Origin of the sequence: Xenorhabdus siamensis, from assembly GCF_037996745.1 — a bacterium.
Taxonomy (GTDB): domain Bacteria; phylum Pseudomonadota; class Gammaproteobacteria; order Enterobacterales; family Enterobacteriaceae; genus Xenorhabdus; species Xenorhabdus indica.
The window spans coordinates 65,262-80,833 of record NZ_JBBMXE010000006.1; the positions used below are offsets into that span (position 1 = coordinate 65,262).

General features: G+C 46.5%; 16 protein-coding genes and 4 pseudogenes. 4 read left to right on the forward strand and 16 right to left on the reverse strand.

Features of this window, described 5'->3' with window-relative positions:
- The first annotated feature begins 61 nt into the window (after window positions 1-61).
- Window positions 62-1,336: a phospholipase D-like domain-containing protein gene (locus AAC852_RS06305; RefSeq protein WP_340620296.1), complete on the forward strand. Its 1,275-nt coding sequence runs from the start codon at window positions 62-64 to the stop codon at window positions 1,334-1,336.
- A 722-nt stretch (window positions 1,337-2,058) separates the two neighbouring features.
- On the opposite strand, the pseudogene AAC852_RS06310 reads toward AAC852_RS06305, so the two are convergent.
- Window positions 2,059-2,214: pseudogene (locus tag AAC852_RS06310) on the reverse strand (ISNCY family transposase); the annotation flags it as partial.
- A 755-nt stretch (window positions 2,215-2,969) separates the two neighbouring features.
- Between AAC852_RS06310 and AAC852_RS06315 the strand changes: the two are divergent.
- On the forward strand, window positions 2,970-3,668 hold the full coding sequence (locus AAC852_RS06315; protein WP_340620297.1) for a hypothetical protein: 699 nt from the start codon (window positions 2,970-2,972) through the stop codon (window positions 3,666-3,668).
- Between the two features lie 60 nt (window positions 3,669-3,728).
- On the opposite strand, the gene AAC852_RS06320 is transcribed toward AAC852_RS06315, so the two are convergent.
- Window positions 3,729-3,950: an Ogr/Delta-like zinc finger protein gene (locus AAC852_RS06320; RefSeq protein ID WP_340620298.1), complete on the reverse strand. Its 222-nt coding sequence runs from the start codon at window positions 3,948-3,950 to the stop codon at window positions 3,729-3,731.
- A gap of 55 nt (window positions 3,951-4,005) precedes the next feature.
- Between AAC852_RS06320 and AAC852_RS06325 the strand changes: the two are divergent.
- A pseudogene (locus AAC852_RS06325) lies at window positions 4,006-4,702 on the forward strand (IS1 family transposase).
- A 67-nt stretch (window positions 4,703-4,769) separates the two neighbouring features.
- Window positions 4,770-5,774 (forward strand): annotated as a pseudogene (locus AAC852_RS06330) (IS110 family RNA-guided transposase).
- 32 nt (window positions 5,775-5,806) lie between these two features.
- On the opposite strand, the gene AAC852_RS06335 reads toward AAC852_RS06330, so the two are convergent.
- From AAC852_RS06335 to AAC852_RS06405, 14 genes and pseudogenes are all read right to left on the reverse strand, one after another.
- Entirely contained in the window at window positions 5,807-5,974 is a 168-nt protein-coding gene (locus tag AAC852_RS06335; RefSeq protein ID WP_340620299.1) for a hypothetical protein, read from the reverse strand.
- Between the two features lie 70 nt (window positions 5,975-6,044).
- A pseudogene (tnpC, locus tag AAC852_RS06340) lies at window positions 6,045-7,216 on the reverse strand (IS66 family transposase); the annotation flags it as partial.
- An 82-nt stretch (window positions 7,217-7,298) separates the two neighbouring features.
- Window positions 7,299-7,640, reverse strand: coding sequence for an IS66 family insertion sequence element accessory protein TnpB (tnpB, locus tag AAC852_RS06350; protein ID WP_340620300.1), 342 nt, complete (start codon window positions 7,638-7,640; stop codon window positions 7,299-7,301).
- Window positions 7,637-7,933, reverse strand: coding sequence for an IS66 family insertion sequence element accessory protein TnpA (tnpA, locus tag AAC852_RS06355; protein WP_340620301.1), 297 nt, complete (start codon window positions 7,931-7,933; stop codon window positions 7,637-7,639). The genes tnpB and tnpA overlap by 4 nt, the downstream gene beginning before the upstream one ends.
- 80 nt (window positions 7,934-8,013) lie before the next feature.
- The gene (locus AAC852_RS06360; RefSeq protein WP_340620302.1) at window positions 8,014-8,595 is read right to left on the reverse strand and encodes a tail fiber assembly protein; all 582 of its coding nucleotides are present in this window, start codon (window positions 8,593-8,595) and stop codon (window positions 8,014-8,016) included.
- Complete coding sequence (locus AAC852_RS06365; protein ID WP_340620303.1) at window positions 8,595-9,608, reverse strand: phage tail protein; 1,014 nt, start codon at window positions 9,606-9,608, stop codon at window positions 8,595-8,597. Before AAC852_RS06365 ends, AAC852_RS06360 begins: the two co-directional genes overlap by 1 nt.
- A gap of 57 nt (window positions 9,609-9,665) precedes the next feature.
- Complete coding sequence (locus AAC852_RS06370) at window positions 9,666-10,262, reverse strand: YmfQ family protein (protein ID WP_340620304.1); 597 nt, start codon at window positions 10,260-10,262, stop codon at window positions 9,666-9,668.
- Window positions 10,259-11,398, reverse strand: coding sequence for a baseplate J/gp47 family protein (locus AAC852_RS06375; protein WP_340620305.1), 1,140 nt, complete (start codon window positions 11,396-11,398; stop codon window positions 10,259-10,261). Before AAC852_RS06375 ends, AAC852_RS06370 begins: the two co-directional genes overlap by 4 nt.
- Window positions 11,388-11,834: a phage GP46 family protein gene (locus AAC852_RS06380; RefSeq protein ID WP_340620306.1), complete on the reverse strand. Its 447-nt coding sequence runs from the start codon at window positions 11,832-11,834 to the stop codon at window positions 11,388-11,390. Before AAC852_RS06380 ends, AAC852_RS06375 begins: the two co-directional genes overlap by 11 nt.
- On the reverse strand, window positions 11,831-12,415 hold the full coding sequence (locus AAC852_RS06385) for a phage baseplate assembly protein domain-containing protein (RefSeq protein WP_340620387.1): 585 nt from the start codon (window positions 12,413-12,415) through the stop codon (window positions 11,831-11,833). The genes AAC852_RS06380 and AAC852_RS06385 overlap by 4 nt, the downstream gene beginning before the upstream one ends.
- On the reverse strand, window positions 12,402-13,508 hold the full coding sequence (locus AAC852_RS06390) for a phage baseplate assembly protein (RefSeq protein WP_340620307.1): 1,107 nt from the start codon (window positions 13,506-13,508) through the stop codon (window positions 12,402-12,404). The genes AAC852_RS06385 and AAC852_RS06390 overlap by 14 nt, the downstream gene beginning before the upstream one ends.
- On the reverse strand, window positions 13,505-14,914 hold the full coding sequence (locus tag AAC852_RS06395; protein ID WP_340620308.1) for a DNA circularization protein: 1,410 nt from the start codon (window positions 14,912-14,914) through the stop codon (window positions 13,505-13,507). The genes AAC852_RS06390 and AAC852_RS06395 overlap by 4 nt, the downstream gene beginning before the upstream one ends.
- A gap of 96 nt (window positions 14,915-15,010) precedes the next feature.
- Window positions 15,011-15,292: a type II toxin-antitoxin system YafQ family toxin gene (locus AAC852_RS06400; protein WP_340620309.1), complete on the reverse strand. Its 282-nt coding sequence runs from the start codon at window positions 15,290-15,292 to the stop codon at window positions 15,011-15,013.
- A complete protein-coding gene (locus AAC852_RS06405; protein WP_187650471.1) occupies window positions 15,279-15,542 on the reverse strand; it encodes a type II toxin-antitoxin system RelB/DinJ family antitoxin in 264 nt (87 codons plus the stop codon). Before AAC852_RS06405 ends, AAC852_RS06400 begins: the two co-directional genes overlap by 14 nt.
- Between the last annotated feature and the right edge of the window lie 30 nt (window positions 15,543-15,572).

Below are 15,572 nucleotides of genomic sequence, written 5' to 3' on the forward strand. Positions count from 1 at the left end.
TTATAGGGTAAATGCAAGAAATCAAAACTATCAAACATATAAAAAACCAAGAGCAAACGAGTTGCTTAAGAACAAAACTTCTATTGCAACAGAACTTAATATTAAAAATCCGAAATATACCCCATTTTTGTCAGACGTTCTTAATTGTGTAGAAGATACTGATGAAGAAGTTATTGGATATGAAGAAAGAGTAAATGATAGACCGTACTATCAAAATACAATTTTTGCGATAGCACAGGTTGATGAAGCGGATAATATAACCGGAGTGCCATCCGATATATCAAAAGAATTAGCTAATGATATTATCGCTGCTGCTAATTTAAAACGAATTGAAAATAAAGAAAAAAATGATTCCCCCAATAATATCTCAAAGTTAAGTAAATATAATACCGAACCTCATGAGAATCGATTTGAAGAGCATTTCATTGATGAAAGTGAATTTAGTATAATATCTGGAGCAGAAAGCCATCGTGATCATTTGATAGATATGATCGATAATGCTATAAGCAGAATTATCATACACTCGACCTTTATACAGCTAAAGAACTTTCAAGTTATTTTTCAAAAATTAGTTTATTCTGCTCAAAGAGGTGTACAAGTTGATATATTATGGGGACAAGAAGAACCTGACGATGAGAGAAATATAGGAAGTTATAATCAATTTCTTAGTGGACTTTCTGTTTATAGAGACGAAATAGTAAAGCTTGGTCTAACTTCACTTTTCACTATACATTCAGATCCAACTGGCTCACATGCAAAAGTTATAGTATGCGATACGATGGAATACGGATATGGTGTTACTATAGGTTCATGTAATTGGTTAGCAAGTGGATTTAATCGGTATGAATGCTCTGTTTTTGTAACAAATAATTCCCTTATCACCGAAATATTAGATATAATGAGCATAATGTCAAAAGGGAAATCAAGAGTATCAAACTATTTGAGCAAATCCATTTCAGCCATCTCATACGAATTGAAAAAAACGTTTCATAATTCACCCTCAGAACTCTCTCAAAATAAAAATGTCAAAATAAAAATTGTCACTAAAAACGAACATCATGACTATGTATTAGATGCAAGAGACAATGCACAACATTCAATATTCATTGCAAGCCATAGAATAAGCAACAATGCAGAAAGACCAATTTTAACACCATTAATAAGCTCTATGACAGATAATAATAACTTGAATATAAACATGTACTATTCATCTCTTAGTGGAGGCATAAATACTCAGCAACTTGAAGAAATAAGTGATTCACTAAGAGAAAATGGAATTTTTTTAGAAAAAAAAGAAAAACCCTATTTCTCATGCAAAGATATTATCTTGGGATAATGATCATATTTTAATTACAAGTCTTAACTGGTTATCAGCATCAGCTTATGGAAATCCATATGATGAATTGGGTTTCTACATTGAGAAAAAAGGTATCTTCTCTGTAATATCGAACAACTTTTAGATAATTTTCTGTTGAATCTTTACCAAGGATCTACAGCTGTAACTATCATTCTATATATTGAACTTCATGAGGATTATTAGGTGTCAGTATATATTACCATGATAGAGATCACCTGATAACATTGATGAAGATAAGTTCATATCACTTTCACAGAGCCATTTTTAATTTAACTTTGCTTGTAGTAGTGTGATTACCGAGGGACTTTGTCGTTTCAGTATACCTGCTCCCAGCTTAATGACTCAATCAAAGATCATCACAATACGTTAGCAAGTGATGATCTTGCTTTCTCAACTCGCAGCGCACTGGTATTCATTTGTTCCCGTAGCCAGATGGGAATTTTCCAATGAAAAAGCAATGACCTGTTCTTCTATATTCACGGGCAGTCCGATTTTTATGATATAATGCCGGATTAACGGTGGGTGTGTTTGAGTGCTTACGGTTCTTTTTTTCTGAAAAATTTACGGTAACGATAGAGCATGTCGTGGGAACAGCCACTCTGTCGGCTCAATCACTTCAGAGACACATAATTGTCGGCCTGCAAAGTAGGCCGTAAAACGTCCCTCACAGTACTTTCAGATCTCGATTTTCTGGTTGGCTATCGAATACCCACTTGTTGATATTGTTGAAGATAATGTTCTACCGCCCTGTGGGATTTACTGAGCAGCTTTGACGCATTAATAATGCTGATTTTTCCTTGTGCTACCTTGGCAATTATATCCACGGTGAGCTGTGCTTTAGCGTCCATCATAATCATCCTTTATCACCGCATTCATCAAGGAAAAATGAGTTATGGCCAAACACCAATAGAGACATTATTGGAAGGAAAAACAATTTGGGCTGAAAAAAATCTGACCCGAATTTAATCTGACAGACCCTGAATCAAAGCGGATGACTGTCAGAACAAGTATGAACTACTACACTTTATATCTATAATCTCTTTATGTGCTCTTTACCTCTTAGGAAAAAACCAACATTAATGATAAAAATCAATAAAATAGAAAGATAAAGAAACTAAACATTTCAGGGGCACAAAAAGGGGCATAAAATCAATATATAAAAATAAATTAAATATTCAAGTAATTAAATGCAATTGCTAGTCCCGCCCTGGCACCAAATTAAAGACCACTGATAAAACAGTGAGTTAGGGAATAAAAATAGCCACCTTCGGGTGGCTTTTTTCTTTGATTTGAATTGCACGAAAATAGCAAAGTGGCGACGAAATGGCGACGGAGTGGCGACTCAGTTTTTCTCTTATCGCCAAATCCCCTTCAATTACCCCCCCTTTTCACAGTGACGTATCTCACGAATAGAAATTAAAAAATCCGCTATACGAATGCAAAAATGCCCTTCTATTTTCGAAAGGTTTTCTACTTCATCGCTATAAATCTATTAGATAAATCTCACATCTATACAGAACCACCCTTGACCAAACATTCTCATTTGTCATATTTGTCTCATCAAGGTGATTGAAATGGATAACCAAACAAAATTAGATAGGGATTGATGGCGATGAAGCGCGTAAATTGTAAAAAATGTCAGGGGGAGATAACACAGAATGAACAAACATGCCCACACTGCGGAGAAAAAAGATCAAGCGGATTAAAGCCGCAAACCATCATAGCCATAACCGTTGGTATTATGGCTTGTGCCGCTACCTTCCATATCGTCAGTAATGCTGACTTGACCCACAATGATGACCAGCAAGCCGCTTCCAACGATAAAAGCCATTTTCCTTTCAAGAACATACATGAGATGGTGACGGGGCCTTTCTACACCTGCTTAACTCAACGCTATTCTGCGAAACCGGGTAAACTAAAACCTGATGAAATCCTGGCGTGTGATGAGGATTTCAGAAAATATTTAAGTACACCTGATGACTCAATCAATCTGGATAACTTTATTGCAAACTTTAGCCGCACAAATAATGCTTACAAACCGTTAGAAAAAGCCATTAAACGCAATATGTTTGATGTTTCCAGTTATCAACATATTGAAACAACCTACCAATTAGCCTTCAACCAACAACAACAACCTTACGCTGTCGTACAAACCGTATTCAAAGGTAGAAGCATATTCGAAAGGATAGTAGAAGATTATCGTACGGCGAAAGTAGATATAAAAACGGGTGAAATTATAGCGTACATACCGAAAGTGACCGTATCAGATGAAGGACAGGTTATCGTGATAACGGATATGCTCCCTGAGTAATGAATTTTCTGCATAACAAATACAGAATAAGCCCCGGTTTTTATTCGGGGCTGCCTTCAATCAGAATCCAAATCCAATTTGTTCATCACCGTAATGGCTGGCCGGAAAGGCCAGTTTCGGGACGGTAAAATCAGTCGGAAGTTGCTGGGGTGTCGGAAGTGTCAAATACCGCTCAATGCTGGTGATTGTGGTAAACGTGCAGCCACACAGAATATTCTGGCATTGGTGATAACTGCGCCGTGTTTCTTCACTCATCATTTCGCTGGTTCGCGTCTTGGTCATGCTCCCAATGATTAGATCTTGTGATAAACTCCCTACTTTTTATTCTGGGTGAGATATGGCTAAAGTGGATGTGATTTGTCGTTACTGTCATAAAACAGACGAGGTTAAAGGGCATGGAAAAGGACGTACTGGACATCCTCGCTATCACTGCTATGCCTGTCGCAAAACCTTCCAACTGCACTATACCTATCAAGCCTGCCATCCCGGTATGAAAGAGCGAATTATTGATATGGCCATGAATAACGCCGGTGTTAGGGACACGGCTCGGGTTCTGAACGTCGGCATTAACACCGTCATTCGCACATTAAAAAGCTCACACCAAGACAAGTAACTACGCTGCCGCTTGCGGGCAGTGAGATTCATCTTGTTTGTGAAATAGACGAGCAGTGGTCCTTTGTCGGTAATAAGAAAAATCAACGCTGGCTCTGGTATGCCTGGGAGCCGAATAGGAAACGGGTAGTGGCACATGTGTTTGGGGATCGCAGCAGGAAAACGTTGAAAAAGCTGCTGGCTCTCTTGTCTCCTTTTACTATCCGGTTTTACTGTACAGATGATTATGCCGTTTACGATTGTCTGCCTAAGAAAAACACCTCACGGGAAAGAAATTTACCCAACGTATTGAGAGAACAAATCTTACGCTTCGTATCCGGATAAAGAGGCTGAATAGAAAGACAATAGGTTATTCCAAATCCGAAGAGATGCATGACAAAGTGGTCGGTACGTTCATTGAGCGTGAATACTATCTTTCATAACAGATCTAACTATTGGGAGCATGACCCGGTATGCTGGCAGGGTGTTTTTCTTTCAGGAGAGGCCATCATGCAAAACGTCACACTTATTGGTATTGATCTCGGTAAACATTCTTTCCACGTGCATTGTCAGGATAAGTCTGGCAAGGCGCTACTACGTAAAAAATTCACGCGTACCAAACTGATTGAATTTTTAGCAGGATGTTCATCAGCGACTGTTGTGATGGAGGCCTGCGCCGGTGCCCATTTTATGGCGCGCCGGATCGCTGATTTAGGCCATGAAGCAAAGCTGATCTCTCCACAGTTTGTCCGCCCTTTTGTAAAGAGTAACAAAAACGATTTTGTCGATGCTGAAGCTCTATGTGAAGCCGCCTCTCGTCCATCCATGCGATTTGTGCAGCCGCGAACTGAATCTCAGCAGGCTATGCGGGCTTTGCATCGCGTCAGAGAATCGCTGGTCAGGGATAAAGTCAAAACGACCAATCAGATGCATGCCTTTTTACTGGAATTTGGCATCAGCATGCCGAAAGGTATTGCAGTGATTAAGCGGCTTTCAACCGTCCTGGCGGAAAATGAGCTACCGCCTTATCTGGCTCAGTGACTGATTCGACTGCACGATCATTACCAATATTTAGTGATGCAGATAACAGAGCTTGAAAGCGCTTTGGAGCAAGAATTGTCGCGCGATGAAACAGGACAGCATCTAATGACGATTCCGGGAATTGGGCCGATAACCGCAAGCGTTTTATCGTCTCAGCTTGGCGATGGTAAGCAATATGGCTGCAGCCGGGATTTTGCAGCATCTACAGGGCTTGTTCCACGTCAGTACAGCACTGGAGGCAAAAATACTTTACTGGGTATTAGCAAACGAGGAGATAAAAATCTGCGGCGGCTACTAGTGCAATGCGCACGGGTATTTATCCAGAGAATAGACTACCAGTCTGGAAAATTAGCTGACTGGGTAAGAACCCAACTGGCGAGAAAACACTCCTGCGTAGTGTGTTGCGCCCGGGCAAATAAATTAGCCCGGATAGCCTGGGCTATCACGACGCAGAAAACCGTGTTTGAAAAGTAGCGATAAAACCATTCTGATAGGAAGGTTAATCGTTAATTTAAGAAGTTACTCATCGGGTTTTGCGAAGACTGATTATTGATGACATGAACGGCCTGACGACCTGATAAAAAACCTAACATAAAAAATGGCTCATTGAAGCCGACGGCTTTTTTAGGAATATCAGGTGCGGAACTCATCGAGGCGCGGGCATCCTTGCCCATAGTGACGCCGGATAGATTTAAGCAAGCCCATCATAAATCAAAATCAGTGTTGCAAAAACGGGGGTGACCATAGATTTTTACCCGCCTGAGCTTTCTGGGCGTCCGTAAATTTGCGACGGACATGCACCATGCACCCAGCGTGCCTGACCGATTTCAGCGTATCGTAAGCCGCATAGCCATCGGTCAGCAGGTCACCGGCATAATCCCCTAAAAAATCGGCGGCACAACGCCCGCTGCGGCTTGGCTGGTAGTCGAAAATCACCGCCGGATGAGTGGCAAATTCGCCACTGCGATACACCCACATATAAGATTTGCTCTGCGCCGGGCGATCGGCTTCGTGGAGCACCTGAACAGGCGTTTCATCCGCACAAATCAGCGGCTCATTGAGTAAGTGCGCCTGCCTCTGTTCAACCAGCACATGCACCTTGCGACCGAGCTGCACGCGCCAGTTCGCCAGCGTACTGCGGCTAATCTCAATACCGGAACGCGCTAAAATATCGGCCTGCCGGTACAGCGGCAGCGCATCGACATATTTAGCCGTGACAGTAGCGGCCTGCGTCTCCGGGCTGGCGATCGTCCGGGGTAACAGGCTGGGTGGGGACGGCGCCGTGATAATTTTGCTGTGAGTTTCGGTTTTTTCACACTGCCGACAGGTGTATTTGGTGCGTTCGTGACGAATGACGCTGACTTTCTGCGGGATGATTTTCAGGGTTTCTGACGTTTCGGTCCCACAGGCATGCAGCGGTTCGCCACAACAGTCGCAGTGCGGCGCATTCAGCGTATGGCACTGCACTTCCCGTTCTAATCCTGCCGGTAACGGCTGACGGCCTTTTTTGTGATGCGCCGGCGTCGGTTGTGGTAGGCTCACCTGCTGTTCCACCTCGTTAAAGGCTGTCTCTTATACACAACTTTGTATCCTGCTGTTTTTTTATATGAATTATTTTAAACTTATCGAGACAGCATTGGGAAATATTTCCTTTAAAATCAGTTGGGTATATTTATCAAATTGCGGTCATTTGCTCGTAATTTGAGATGTGACTAAAAGACAGCGTTAAAGGGGCCTTTATCGGCTTTTTCGCTCTGTTTGCCAAAGCGTTTCGATTTGCTGAGATTGAGCTGTTCGAGCAGGTGCTGGATTTGAGTCCGCAGTTCAGCCAGGGATTCAGTCTGCGCCTGATTAAGTGCCTGAAGCTGGCAAACGAGCGCTTTGAGTTGGTCAATATCATCCGGCAGGTCAGTCATCATTCAGGCTCTCAGAAGGAAAACCTGAGTGTGACAGTTAAATCGGATCGTGCCAGTCTTAATGAACGATCTGTGTCACCGATCACATTTTCAAGCCCTGTAAGGGCTGATGCGCACGAGGATGGGTTAATGCCAGGCCCGACAACAGCCAGTTCAGTTGCGGGCGCGTAATATGGACGGTGCCGTCCGCCACGGGCGCTGGCCACTGAAAGCGGCCCTTTTCCAGCCGGCGGTAGTAGAGCCAGAAGCCGTTGGTGTCCCAGAACAGGATCTTGAGTTTGTCGCGATGACGGTTACAAAAAATAAATCCGGCTTCACTGAGCGGATCCAGCCCCAGCGCATCCACCACATTCGCCAGCCCGTCGATGGATTTTCGCATGTCGGTCTGGCCGGAGACCAGATAGAGGTTGCCAACCGGTATCATCGCAGCACCTCAACCCAGTGGCGGATCTGTGCAGGGGATAATCCGGCGGGCAGCTCCGCCCGAAGTCCGTTGGGCAGGCAGAGTATGATGGTGTGCCCGGTATTCGTATGTTCTTCAACCACAACAGGATGCAGGCATTGAGGCTCGCGCTGTTGCCGAAGTTTTTTTGTCCAGTAGTAAAACGTCGCCAGCTTAATCTCATGGTGCTGGCAAAACGCCGTCACCGTCAGTCCGCTCTGCTGCTGGGAATCAATCATCCCTGCCCAGTGTTGCTGTTTTTCAGTCAGTGTCATGGTGGTTTATCTCCTGAATAAAAAGAAAACACACTATGACAAAAAATTAATTAATCGGGTATGTGGGGTTAATTAGGCGTTTACGAACAGTCGACATCTGAAAGTTTGACACTGTAGATTTCCCATTCCTGCAATAACGCGATTTCTTGTTCTGTCGCCATTTCCAGCCGTTTTCGACGCTCCAGTTGTCTTATTCTTTCCTCCGCTTCATGCAGCAAGGATTGCCGCTGGCTTTCAGCCTGCTGTACGGCGTGTTGATGCTGTGCAGTGGTGTCTGTAACCCACTTTTTGCCGTCCCATTTATCAAACTCTGTCTGGGGTTTTAACAAGGTTAATTCTGGTGGCAATTCCCCAAACTGTTGCAGGATTCTGGGTTCTCTGGTTTCGATGTGATACGCGGTTTTTCCTCGATAATCAGGAACGCGTACCCAGGATTTACCGTCAGGGTGACGACATACCGCAATATCGCCAGATTTGGGTAATTCAGGCGCATCCAAATACGCCCCCGCAGACAAACTAAAGCCCGGATACGTACGTTCCATATCTGCACACAAGTATTCACCGGTTTCAGTATCTGCGCGATAAACTGTTACCCAACCAATCAGGGTTGCGTAGCCATTTTCATCAAATTCTGGTGTTGTAATTTCTGTTGTATATTTCATTATGCGGCTCTCACTATATATAAGAAGGCGATATTACGTGGCCGGGCTGAGACATACGCCCCCCAATCATAACGCCGTGCTAAACGTTGAAGACTGAGAATCCATTTTTTACCTGCAATTCTCCCCCATTGCGTGTCAGTGAGTGGATCACCAAATGCAATACCAGGAGTACCGAGACCACTTATATCGCCAGTATCGTTGTCATCAAAACCGGATATGATTGTGCCTTCTTGATGCGTTAAAATTTCCCTGCCTGGATCTGCGTCGCGCCCAGCATCCAGACCGCGAATAAACTCACCTCTTAAGTCCGGTAATACACCGGACGGATAGGCCTCCGCCAAGAGGGGATATTGATTCGTCGGGAATGACTGCCCACGGCACTCAACGTATCCCGCGGGGGGAACGGGGTGTGGCCACGGAATAGGGGAACCTACCGGTATATTTTGGGGTGGTTTGTTTTTAGGACTGTAAACACGTTCCCCTTGCTCGTAAATATGCCGTACTGCCCGGATATCCTGACCGGATACGACATCATATCCATCACCGGATTTAACATATCCGGCTGCATTCAGATTGCCGCTCAGGGAGCCACCCGTTCTTGGAAAGGCGTTTTGTGCCTGCTTGACCGTATCCCGTAAGCCCAGATTATCCACAAACGCCTTCTTATCCGGGATATCCGCCCCGTTCTGCGCTTTGTCGAGGCGGCGGTTGGCGTTGTCGTTGGCATCGGTGGCCAATTTCTGACTGGCCGCTAATGTGCTGGATTGACCGAAACTGTTAGTCAGTGCCACCTGAGAATCAGAGACCAGTTTTTTTATTGCCTCAGATAACTGGGCGTCATTGGTCTTGTCCGGATTCATTCCGGCTTTCAGCAATACGTTAATCATTTCCCGCTGCACAGTGGTGAACCACGGCGCTTCTAACCGTGTCGGCGGAATACCCGCTGCCACATTCCCATTGGTGAATTCACCGTTACTGTCCGCGGTGTTCGTAATATCACCGATTTTTTGCATGATTGACCCTCACTCAATAAAAGTGATAAGAAACTATTGAAATGGCTTAGTAATGAATTATTGTCTGTAACCGAATTGAAGAATCGTGTGAGACGGGCTTATTCGATGAAACTGGCATTCGAGTTTTTTATTGCCCCACGAACGCAACGGATCACCGCAATAACTGCCGCCTGCTACAGCGTAATTTATCGTGGTTGCCGGGGCATTAATTCGCCAGACAAACGGCCAGTCACCGCCATTCAATGCGTCCCCGCACGCAGACATGCCTGCTCTGGCCTGCCGGAATTCAGTTATAGTAATGTGGAATCCCAGTTCTGCCGCCAGTCCGATAAAATAGGACCTGGACTGACCCCCTGTGCGTAATAACTTTGAGACCACGGATTTTTGCCGCAATGAGATACTGTCAATTTCCCCAATCGCGCAGTCATCCGGCAGCCCTAGTGATTTTTCCCACTCCGGTAACATGATCGTTGCGGTTGCCGGGAAACTGCCTTCCAGTAATAAATGCGCATCCTGATCACTGCGATGATAGCTACGGGCAAGCGCCCGAATGACCTTACTGATAGCCGATTCCGGGTGCCGCGTCCATGCCATCCCGGTAGGTAACAGACCATTTAATGCCATGGTATAATTCACTTCGCTGTACTGTTTCATGTGTATTTCACCTCGCCCCGTACGGGTAAGTGACCAACTGGTAAGGCAATATTCTCTGCCGGTGATGTGATCACAAATCCTGTTGTGCCCGGTATGCCCGCAATGGCATATTGCAGTTCGGATATGAATATGCGCCCGGAGCCATCCGGGTTACCGTTTTCAAACAGCACGTTATCAATCGCCTCATTAATACGCGCCGTCACATCGGTGCTGACATGAGACAGGCCGTGGAGGGTAAAATCAATCCGGTATTTTATCGGCGATAACACCCAAACCAAGGCCGTGACCGGTTGTAAGGCATAAAGGGCGTCAGCCACCCTCAGTTGATCTCCGGTGGCATGCACGGCATATGGTTCATGGGATGACACACCATCTGTGCCGATGGGAAAACCGCCCTGTGCATTGTTATCACACATAATATAGACGCCGACTGTTCCGGCTCCAGCCGCTCTCGGCCTGACCCAGACACGGGTAATGCCCGGTACGGATAGCGCCCACTGTTTATAATCGTCACTGGAACCCCCCTGTGGTGTACCCTGATAGGCGAGTAACATACGGGAACGAAAATCCGCTTCTTTCTCAATATCTGCCCCGCCTGTTATAGGTGCAATCGCTGTACCTTCAACATCGACCCCTGCCAGACTCTGATCCAGCGTTAGTACCGTACCCGATGGCGCATTTCCTGCCGCACCGCCCCCCGAATCATCCTCTGTGCTCTCTGGTAATAACGCAATCAGGCTGACATTTCCCTGTCCGTTGGTATCAATGCGAGTCTCAGTCAGGGTTTGGTACTGATAGCCATCCCCCCGGTTAAGTCTTGTCCCGGCAGGAATGACAGCCCCTGCCATCCCTGTAAATTGATATTGCTCACAGTGAGCTGCTGTGGCCGGTTTGCGAAAAATCTTCTTTAACGCGGCCCATCCAGACAACCATTCATCCGTGGCCGTAAACGGGGTAGTCTGTCTGGCGATATAATCAAGGTAGCCGTAATGCAGATGCGCCATACCTGCGTCCATATCAGCCAGCACACCCATATTGGAAAAGCGTAATAACGGACCCGTTTCCTGTAATTCTGACTGTAAATAACTGCGGTTCTGCGCCCGAAGTTCAGTGAGTGTTTTTCGTTTAAAGGGCATTTTCTCGCTCCCAGACCCAGAAAAAGCGTAAATCCTCGTTATCCCGCCCCGGACGCTGATAACGGATTATCATGTTCAATCGATTAGGCCAGACAATTTGTGTGCGAATATCAATCGCCGCGGCCACGCCATCGTCTAACATCCATTGCAGCGCCTCACGGGCATAATCCTCAGCCGCCAATGCGACAGGGGTAGTGAGTTTCTGTCGATGTAACAACCACAAACGGGAACCTATCTGATAATCAGCCCCGCTATCACCCCACCAGCCGCGACGATTTGTGCCCTCTATATCATCATCAGGACGCGCCTGACGATCCGTAAATAAGCTGATAATGATGGCGGTTTGCAGGTCATTACCGGTTACCAAATCCCCGCGCCCTACCAACCAGTCAGCATGAATATTTTTGACATCCCACCAGGAAGTAATATCACTCATTTGACGGTTTCCCCGGTTATCTGACTGGTGACTGTTGCATCGCCGGATTTCACACCCGGCACTGGATGTGTATGACGGTTATAGGTATCGCGCAACTGTTTCATAGTTGCAGTGTTACTGTTGCAGTTATCAATGACATCGCCGGTGACTTTTAGCACCGGGGTATTCAGCAACACTTCGGTGGACGCATTGACGGTGACTTTTGCCGCATTATTGACAGTCACCGGTTGCTCTTTCGCTTCAATGGTGATCCCCGATGCCGTCAGTAAGATATGCAGCCCCCATTGGTTATACACCACCACTTCACCGGGGCTTAACCCTTTGTGCCGGTATTGTTGATGATTGCTGCCAATCACCACCGCGTTAGAGCGGTCACCGCCTAAGAACGCCAGTACGACATCGGTATCAGCAGGTAACCCGGAGGAAAAACCAAACTCAGCGATCCGGTGGGTATTGTCCCGGACTTCCATTGCAGTTTGATACTGTACTTGCTGGGTAACCCCCTTATCATTACAGGTAGTGACCCGGCCTAAACCGAGCATCATCATGGCGCGGCGATATAAATTTTTAGCGGCTTCCATCACGTGAATAACCTCCGTTACGCAGTTCTATGATGGCATCGTAAAATTCATACGGTTGCACAGTAAACGCTGCCGGTGGCATCAAGGTCAGCTCTGCCCGTGTGCCGTCATCTTTATTGCGAATATAAGACACTTCCGATAACAGCCATTGCTCGGACTCCAGCCCGAACACCGGTAAATGGATCGGGATCAGGGTATTGGGCGTCCACAATGTTCCGCTGACATCCCGCCAGCTATCAACCAGTACTTTAAGCACCTTAGAACGCCCGTAACGGCGGTTCATTTCCCAGTTAATCGCGTCTTGTTGCCTCCCCCATGTATGCAAGGTACTTTCGATAATGGTGACGTAATTGCGATAGCGCATCTTTTCCGCCTCCGGGTCTTTTGCTGTGGCAATTGTTACCACTTCATAACCTTTTCCTGCCGACAGTTCAGTTAACCCGCTGACATTCATAGACAGACCGATGTACTCAGAGAACCGTTCATTCATGGAGGACTGGTAATCGGCCATCTCAATATTTTTTCCCTGTGCTACACCACTGGCAGCCACTTTGTCACTGACACGGGTCAGAAATAAATGACCGTCCGGGGTGTCGTAATACAGCAGGGCAGACCAGCGGGTGATGCGGTCAATGATTTCCTGTGAAGATTCCCCCCAGTTCAGGGTGAATTGCGGCACGGCTTCCATATCAGTCACATCCGATTTCACTTCAATGCCGTACCATTGCGCCAGTTTTTGAGCAATTTGTAATGCCGTCGCCGAAGTAATTACGTTCTGCGGCCATTTTGCCGAACAATCAACCAAATCCTGACATTTACCGCGTCCGGTCACCCGTATCTGGTGAGTACTTTTGTTAATCGACGAATTCCAGATGTCGATATATCCCGTCATCACCGGATCACTTCCCAGTAATATCTGGCAGGGCTGACCCGCTTCTACCAGTTGTTTCTCATCGCTGCCGGGATAATAGTCCATCAGCATCAGTTCAAAATCAGACGGCAACCGTTCAATGCCCCGTGTGACACGGACACTGTCCCAGCCATAAATGGCCTTGCCACCAATCACTAATGACAGTTCATCGTTTTTTTTCATTGTCTCAGCGCCTTAAATCGAGTGGGCATAAAAGCCGGATGACGGGGATTGGTCGCCTGTATCAGCTCATTGCTGCGTCCGGCATCCTGATAAATCCGGTTAGCCACCGTCAGGGCTGGCAACACAGCGGGCAGACTGAACTGGGCCAACCGTCCTGCCTCTGCGCCTTTCAATGCTGAACTGGTCATAAATTCATCCCGCAATGACATCAGGGACTGATAAATGTCATCCATGCTTAAATCACCGGCCATCACTAATGCGGTATCCAGCGCATGACACACCCTGTTCTGTAGATCATGGGCTTCCTGATTGTTTGCCGGGGTAAATTCACTGGCGATCTGCGCCATTGCGCCCGCTGACAACACGACCAACAACAGAACGGTCATTTCTGTGACATACCGGTCAACCGTGCCTTGCTGGTAGCGGGTATTCTGAAAGGCAGCCAGATGTTCAAAAATAGCCACTTTTTCATCGGTACTGCCTGCCGACTGGATAATCGCCATCACTACACTGCCGGCTGATTCAGTAAACATTTCCACGGTCGGGGCAGTGCTCAGGGCTTCAAGGCTGCGGGCAATGGCTTTACGACCCATCACCACTTCGGCAGTGGTTTTCTTCACTGTCTCAGCCTCATCACGGCTTCCGTCATCCCGTGACCGAATCCCCGTTGCCCCTGATACCGTACCGCCAATGGTGCCGCGCTGATAACGGCCATAACGCTCACTGCCGAAAGTGGTCTTCAACATGTCACTGAGGTTGGTCACTTCATCCACCGAACGAGTCACCATACCCACCCACTGATTGGCGGTCTGTTTGATGATCCGCATCCCCTGCACCACTGAGCGGATTTCCCCCCTCACCGTTGAGATATATTTGGCCAGTGTGGTGGTGTAGGTTTTCAGCCAGTTTTTCTTCACCTCGGTAGCGGATTTGGTGCTGTTAGTGACCGCAAAGACTTTCAGGCCGGATTCAATCACCGTTAATGTGAATTCAAACACCCGGCCCGATTCCATGCTCTCAGTCATACGCAGACCGCTTTCTGTCACACTGACGGTCAGTTCACCCAGTGTCGGATGAACCAATGTCCCCGTAGATCCGGTTTCACAGGCGGCAACCAGATTCTTGCGCTGTGTGATAACATCCGGGGCATCATAGACAGCACTGTTCTGAATGATAAACCCCCGGATCGTTATTCTGCGGGTTGCCCGGCCTAAATCTTCCAGCCAGGCCGTATCACGGTACGGGTATTCATGTACAGCCTGACGGCGGCCAAAGACACTCTCACCAGAAACCACGGCAAACGGCACACCACGAAACGAGGCCGGGTGCAAATGTTCGGCCCACTTCCATGACGCATCACTGCCACCACCCAACAGAGAAGAAAGGGCATCTTTTATCAAGGCCATGTCATAACCTCTTTTTTGGATACAAAAAAACCGCATCAGGCGGTGTTAGAAATGAAAAACCTGCACGAAGCGGGTTATTTATGATTGATTAAAATATTACAAACCAAGCTCTGAGTGAGAACCAAGACGGACAAGACGTAATATATCAGCATTGGGCTTCTGATAAATTAGTATCAAATCAGGTCTAATGTGACAGTCCCGAAAATCTTTCCACTCCCCTGAAAGGGCATGATCGCAATATCTCGGTTCCAGCAAGCTATCGGAGGACAATAATTCAATTACTGTAGTAAGTGCATCATCAAGAATTTCCCGATAACGACCTTTCTTCTCTCTTTTGTAGTCTCTCCTAAACTGGCTTGTGTAGTCAGTCGTCCGCATTGAGATCAGCCATCAAATCTTTAACTGTGGAAAATGACTTGCCGCCACCTTTGCGAGACTCTTTCATTGCCGCTATTGTTGTCTCATTCGGTATCAAAGGTTCAAACGGCAACGCTTTCTCCCTTGCTACCCGCGTTAACATCATACGAACAGCATCGGATACAGTCAGGCCCATTGCTGCCAAAACAGCAGTAGCTTCTTCCTTAATCTCACCGTCAATACGAGCCTGAATTAACTGGTTTGCAGCCATGATAAAACTCCTCAATGAATTACAATGTAA

Excerpts from the sequence above, each read along its gene's own strand:
- AAC852_RS06315 (WP_340620297.1), top strand. The coding sequence starts at position 2,970 with ATGAAGCGCGTAAATTGTAAAAAATGTCAGGGGGAGATAACACAGAAT.
- AAC852_RS06320 (WP_340620298.1), bottom strand. The coding sequence starts at position 3,950 with ATGACCAAGACGCGAACCAGCGAAATGATGAGTGAAGAAACACGGCGC.
- AAC852_RS06335 (WP_340620299.1), bottom strand. The coding sequence starts at position 5,974 with ATGGGCAAGGATGCCCGCGCCTCGATGAGTTCCGCACCTGATATTCCT.
- tnpB (WP_340620300.1), bottom strand. The coding sequence starts at position 7,640 with ATGATACCGGTTGGCAACCTCTATCTGGTCTCCGGCCAGACCGACATG.
- tnpA (WP_340620301.1), bottom strand. The coding sequence starts at position 7,933 with ATGACACTGACTGAAAAACAGCAACACTGGGCAGGGATGATTGATTCC.
- AAC852_RS06360 (WP_340620302.1), bottom strand. The coding sequence starts at position 8,595 with ATGAAATATACAACAGAAATTACAACACCAGAATTTGATGAAAATGGC.
- AAC852_RS06365 (WP_340620303.1), bottom strand. The coding sequence starts at position 9,608 with ATGCAAAAAATCGGTGATATTACGAACACCGCGGACAGTAACGGTGAA.
- AAC852_RS06370 (WP_340620304.1), bottom strand. The coding sequence starts at position 10,262 with ATGAAACAGTACAGCGAAGTGAATTATACCATGGCATTAAATGGTCTG.
- AAC852_RS06375 (WP_340620305.1), bottom strand. The coding sequence starts at position 11,398 with ATGCCCTTTAAACGAAAAACACTCACTGAACTTCGGGCGCAGAACCGC.
- AAC852_RS06380 (WP_340620306.1), bottom strand. The coding sequence starts at position 11,834 with ATGAGTGATATTACTTCCTGGTGGGATGTCAAAAATATTCATGCTGAC.
- AAC852_RS06385 (WP_340620387.1), bottom strand. The coding sequence starts at position 12,415 with ATGGAAGCCGCTAAAAATTTATATCGCCGCGCCATGATGATGCTCGGT.
- AAC852_RS06390 (WP_340620307.1), bottom strand. The coding sequence starts at position 13,508 with ATGAAAAAAAACGATGAACTGTCATTAGTGATTGGTGGCAAGGCCATT.
- AAC852_RS06395 (WP_340620308.1), bottom strand. The coding sequence starts at position 14,914 with ATGGCCTTGATAAAAGATGCCCTTTCTTCTCTGTTGGGTGGTGGCAGT.
- AAC852_RS06400 (WP_340620309.1), bottom strand. The coding sequence starts at position 15,292 with ATGCGGACGACTGACTACACAAGCCAGTTTAGGAGAGACTACAAAAGA.
- AAC852_RS06405 (WP_187650471.1), bottom strand. The coding sequence starts at position 15,542 with ATGGCTGCAAACCAGTTAATTCAGGCTCGTATTGACGGTGAGATTAAG.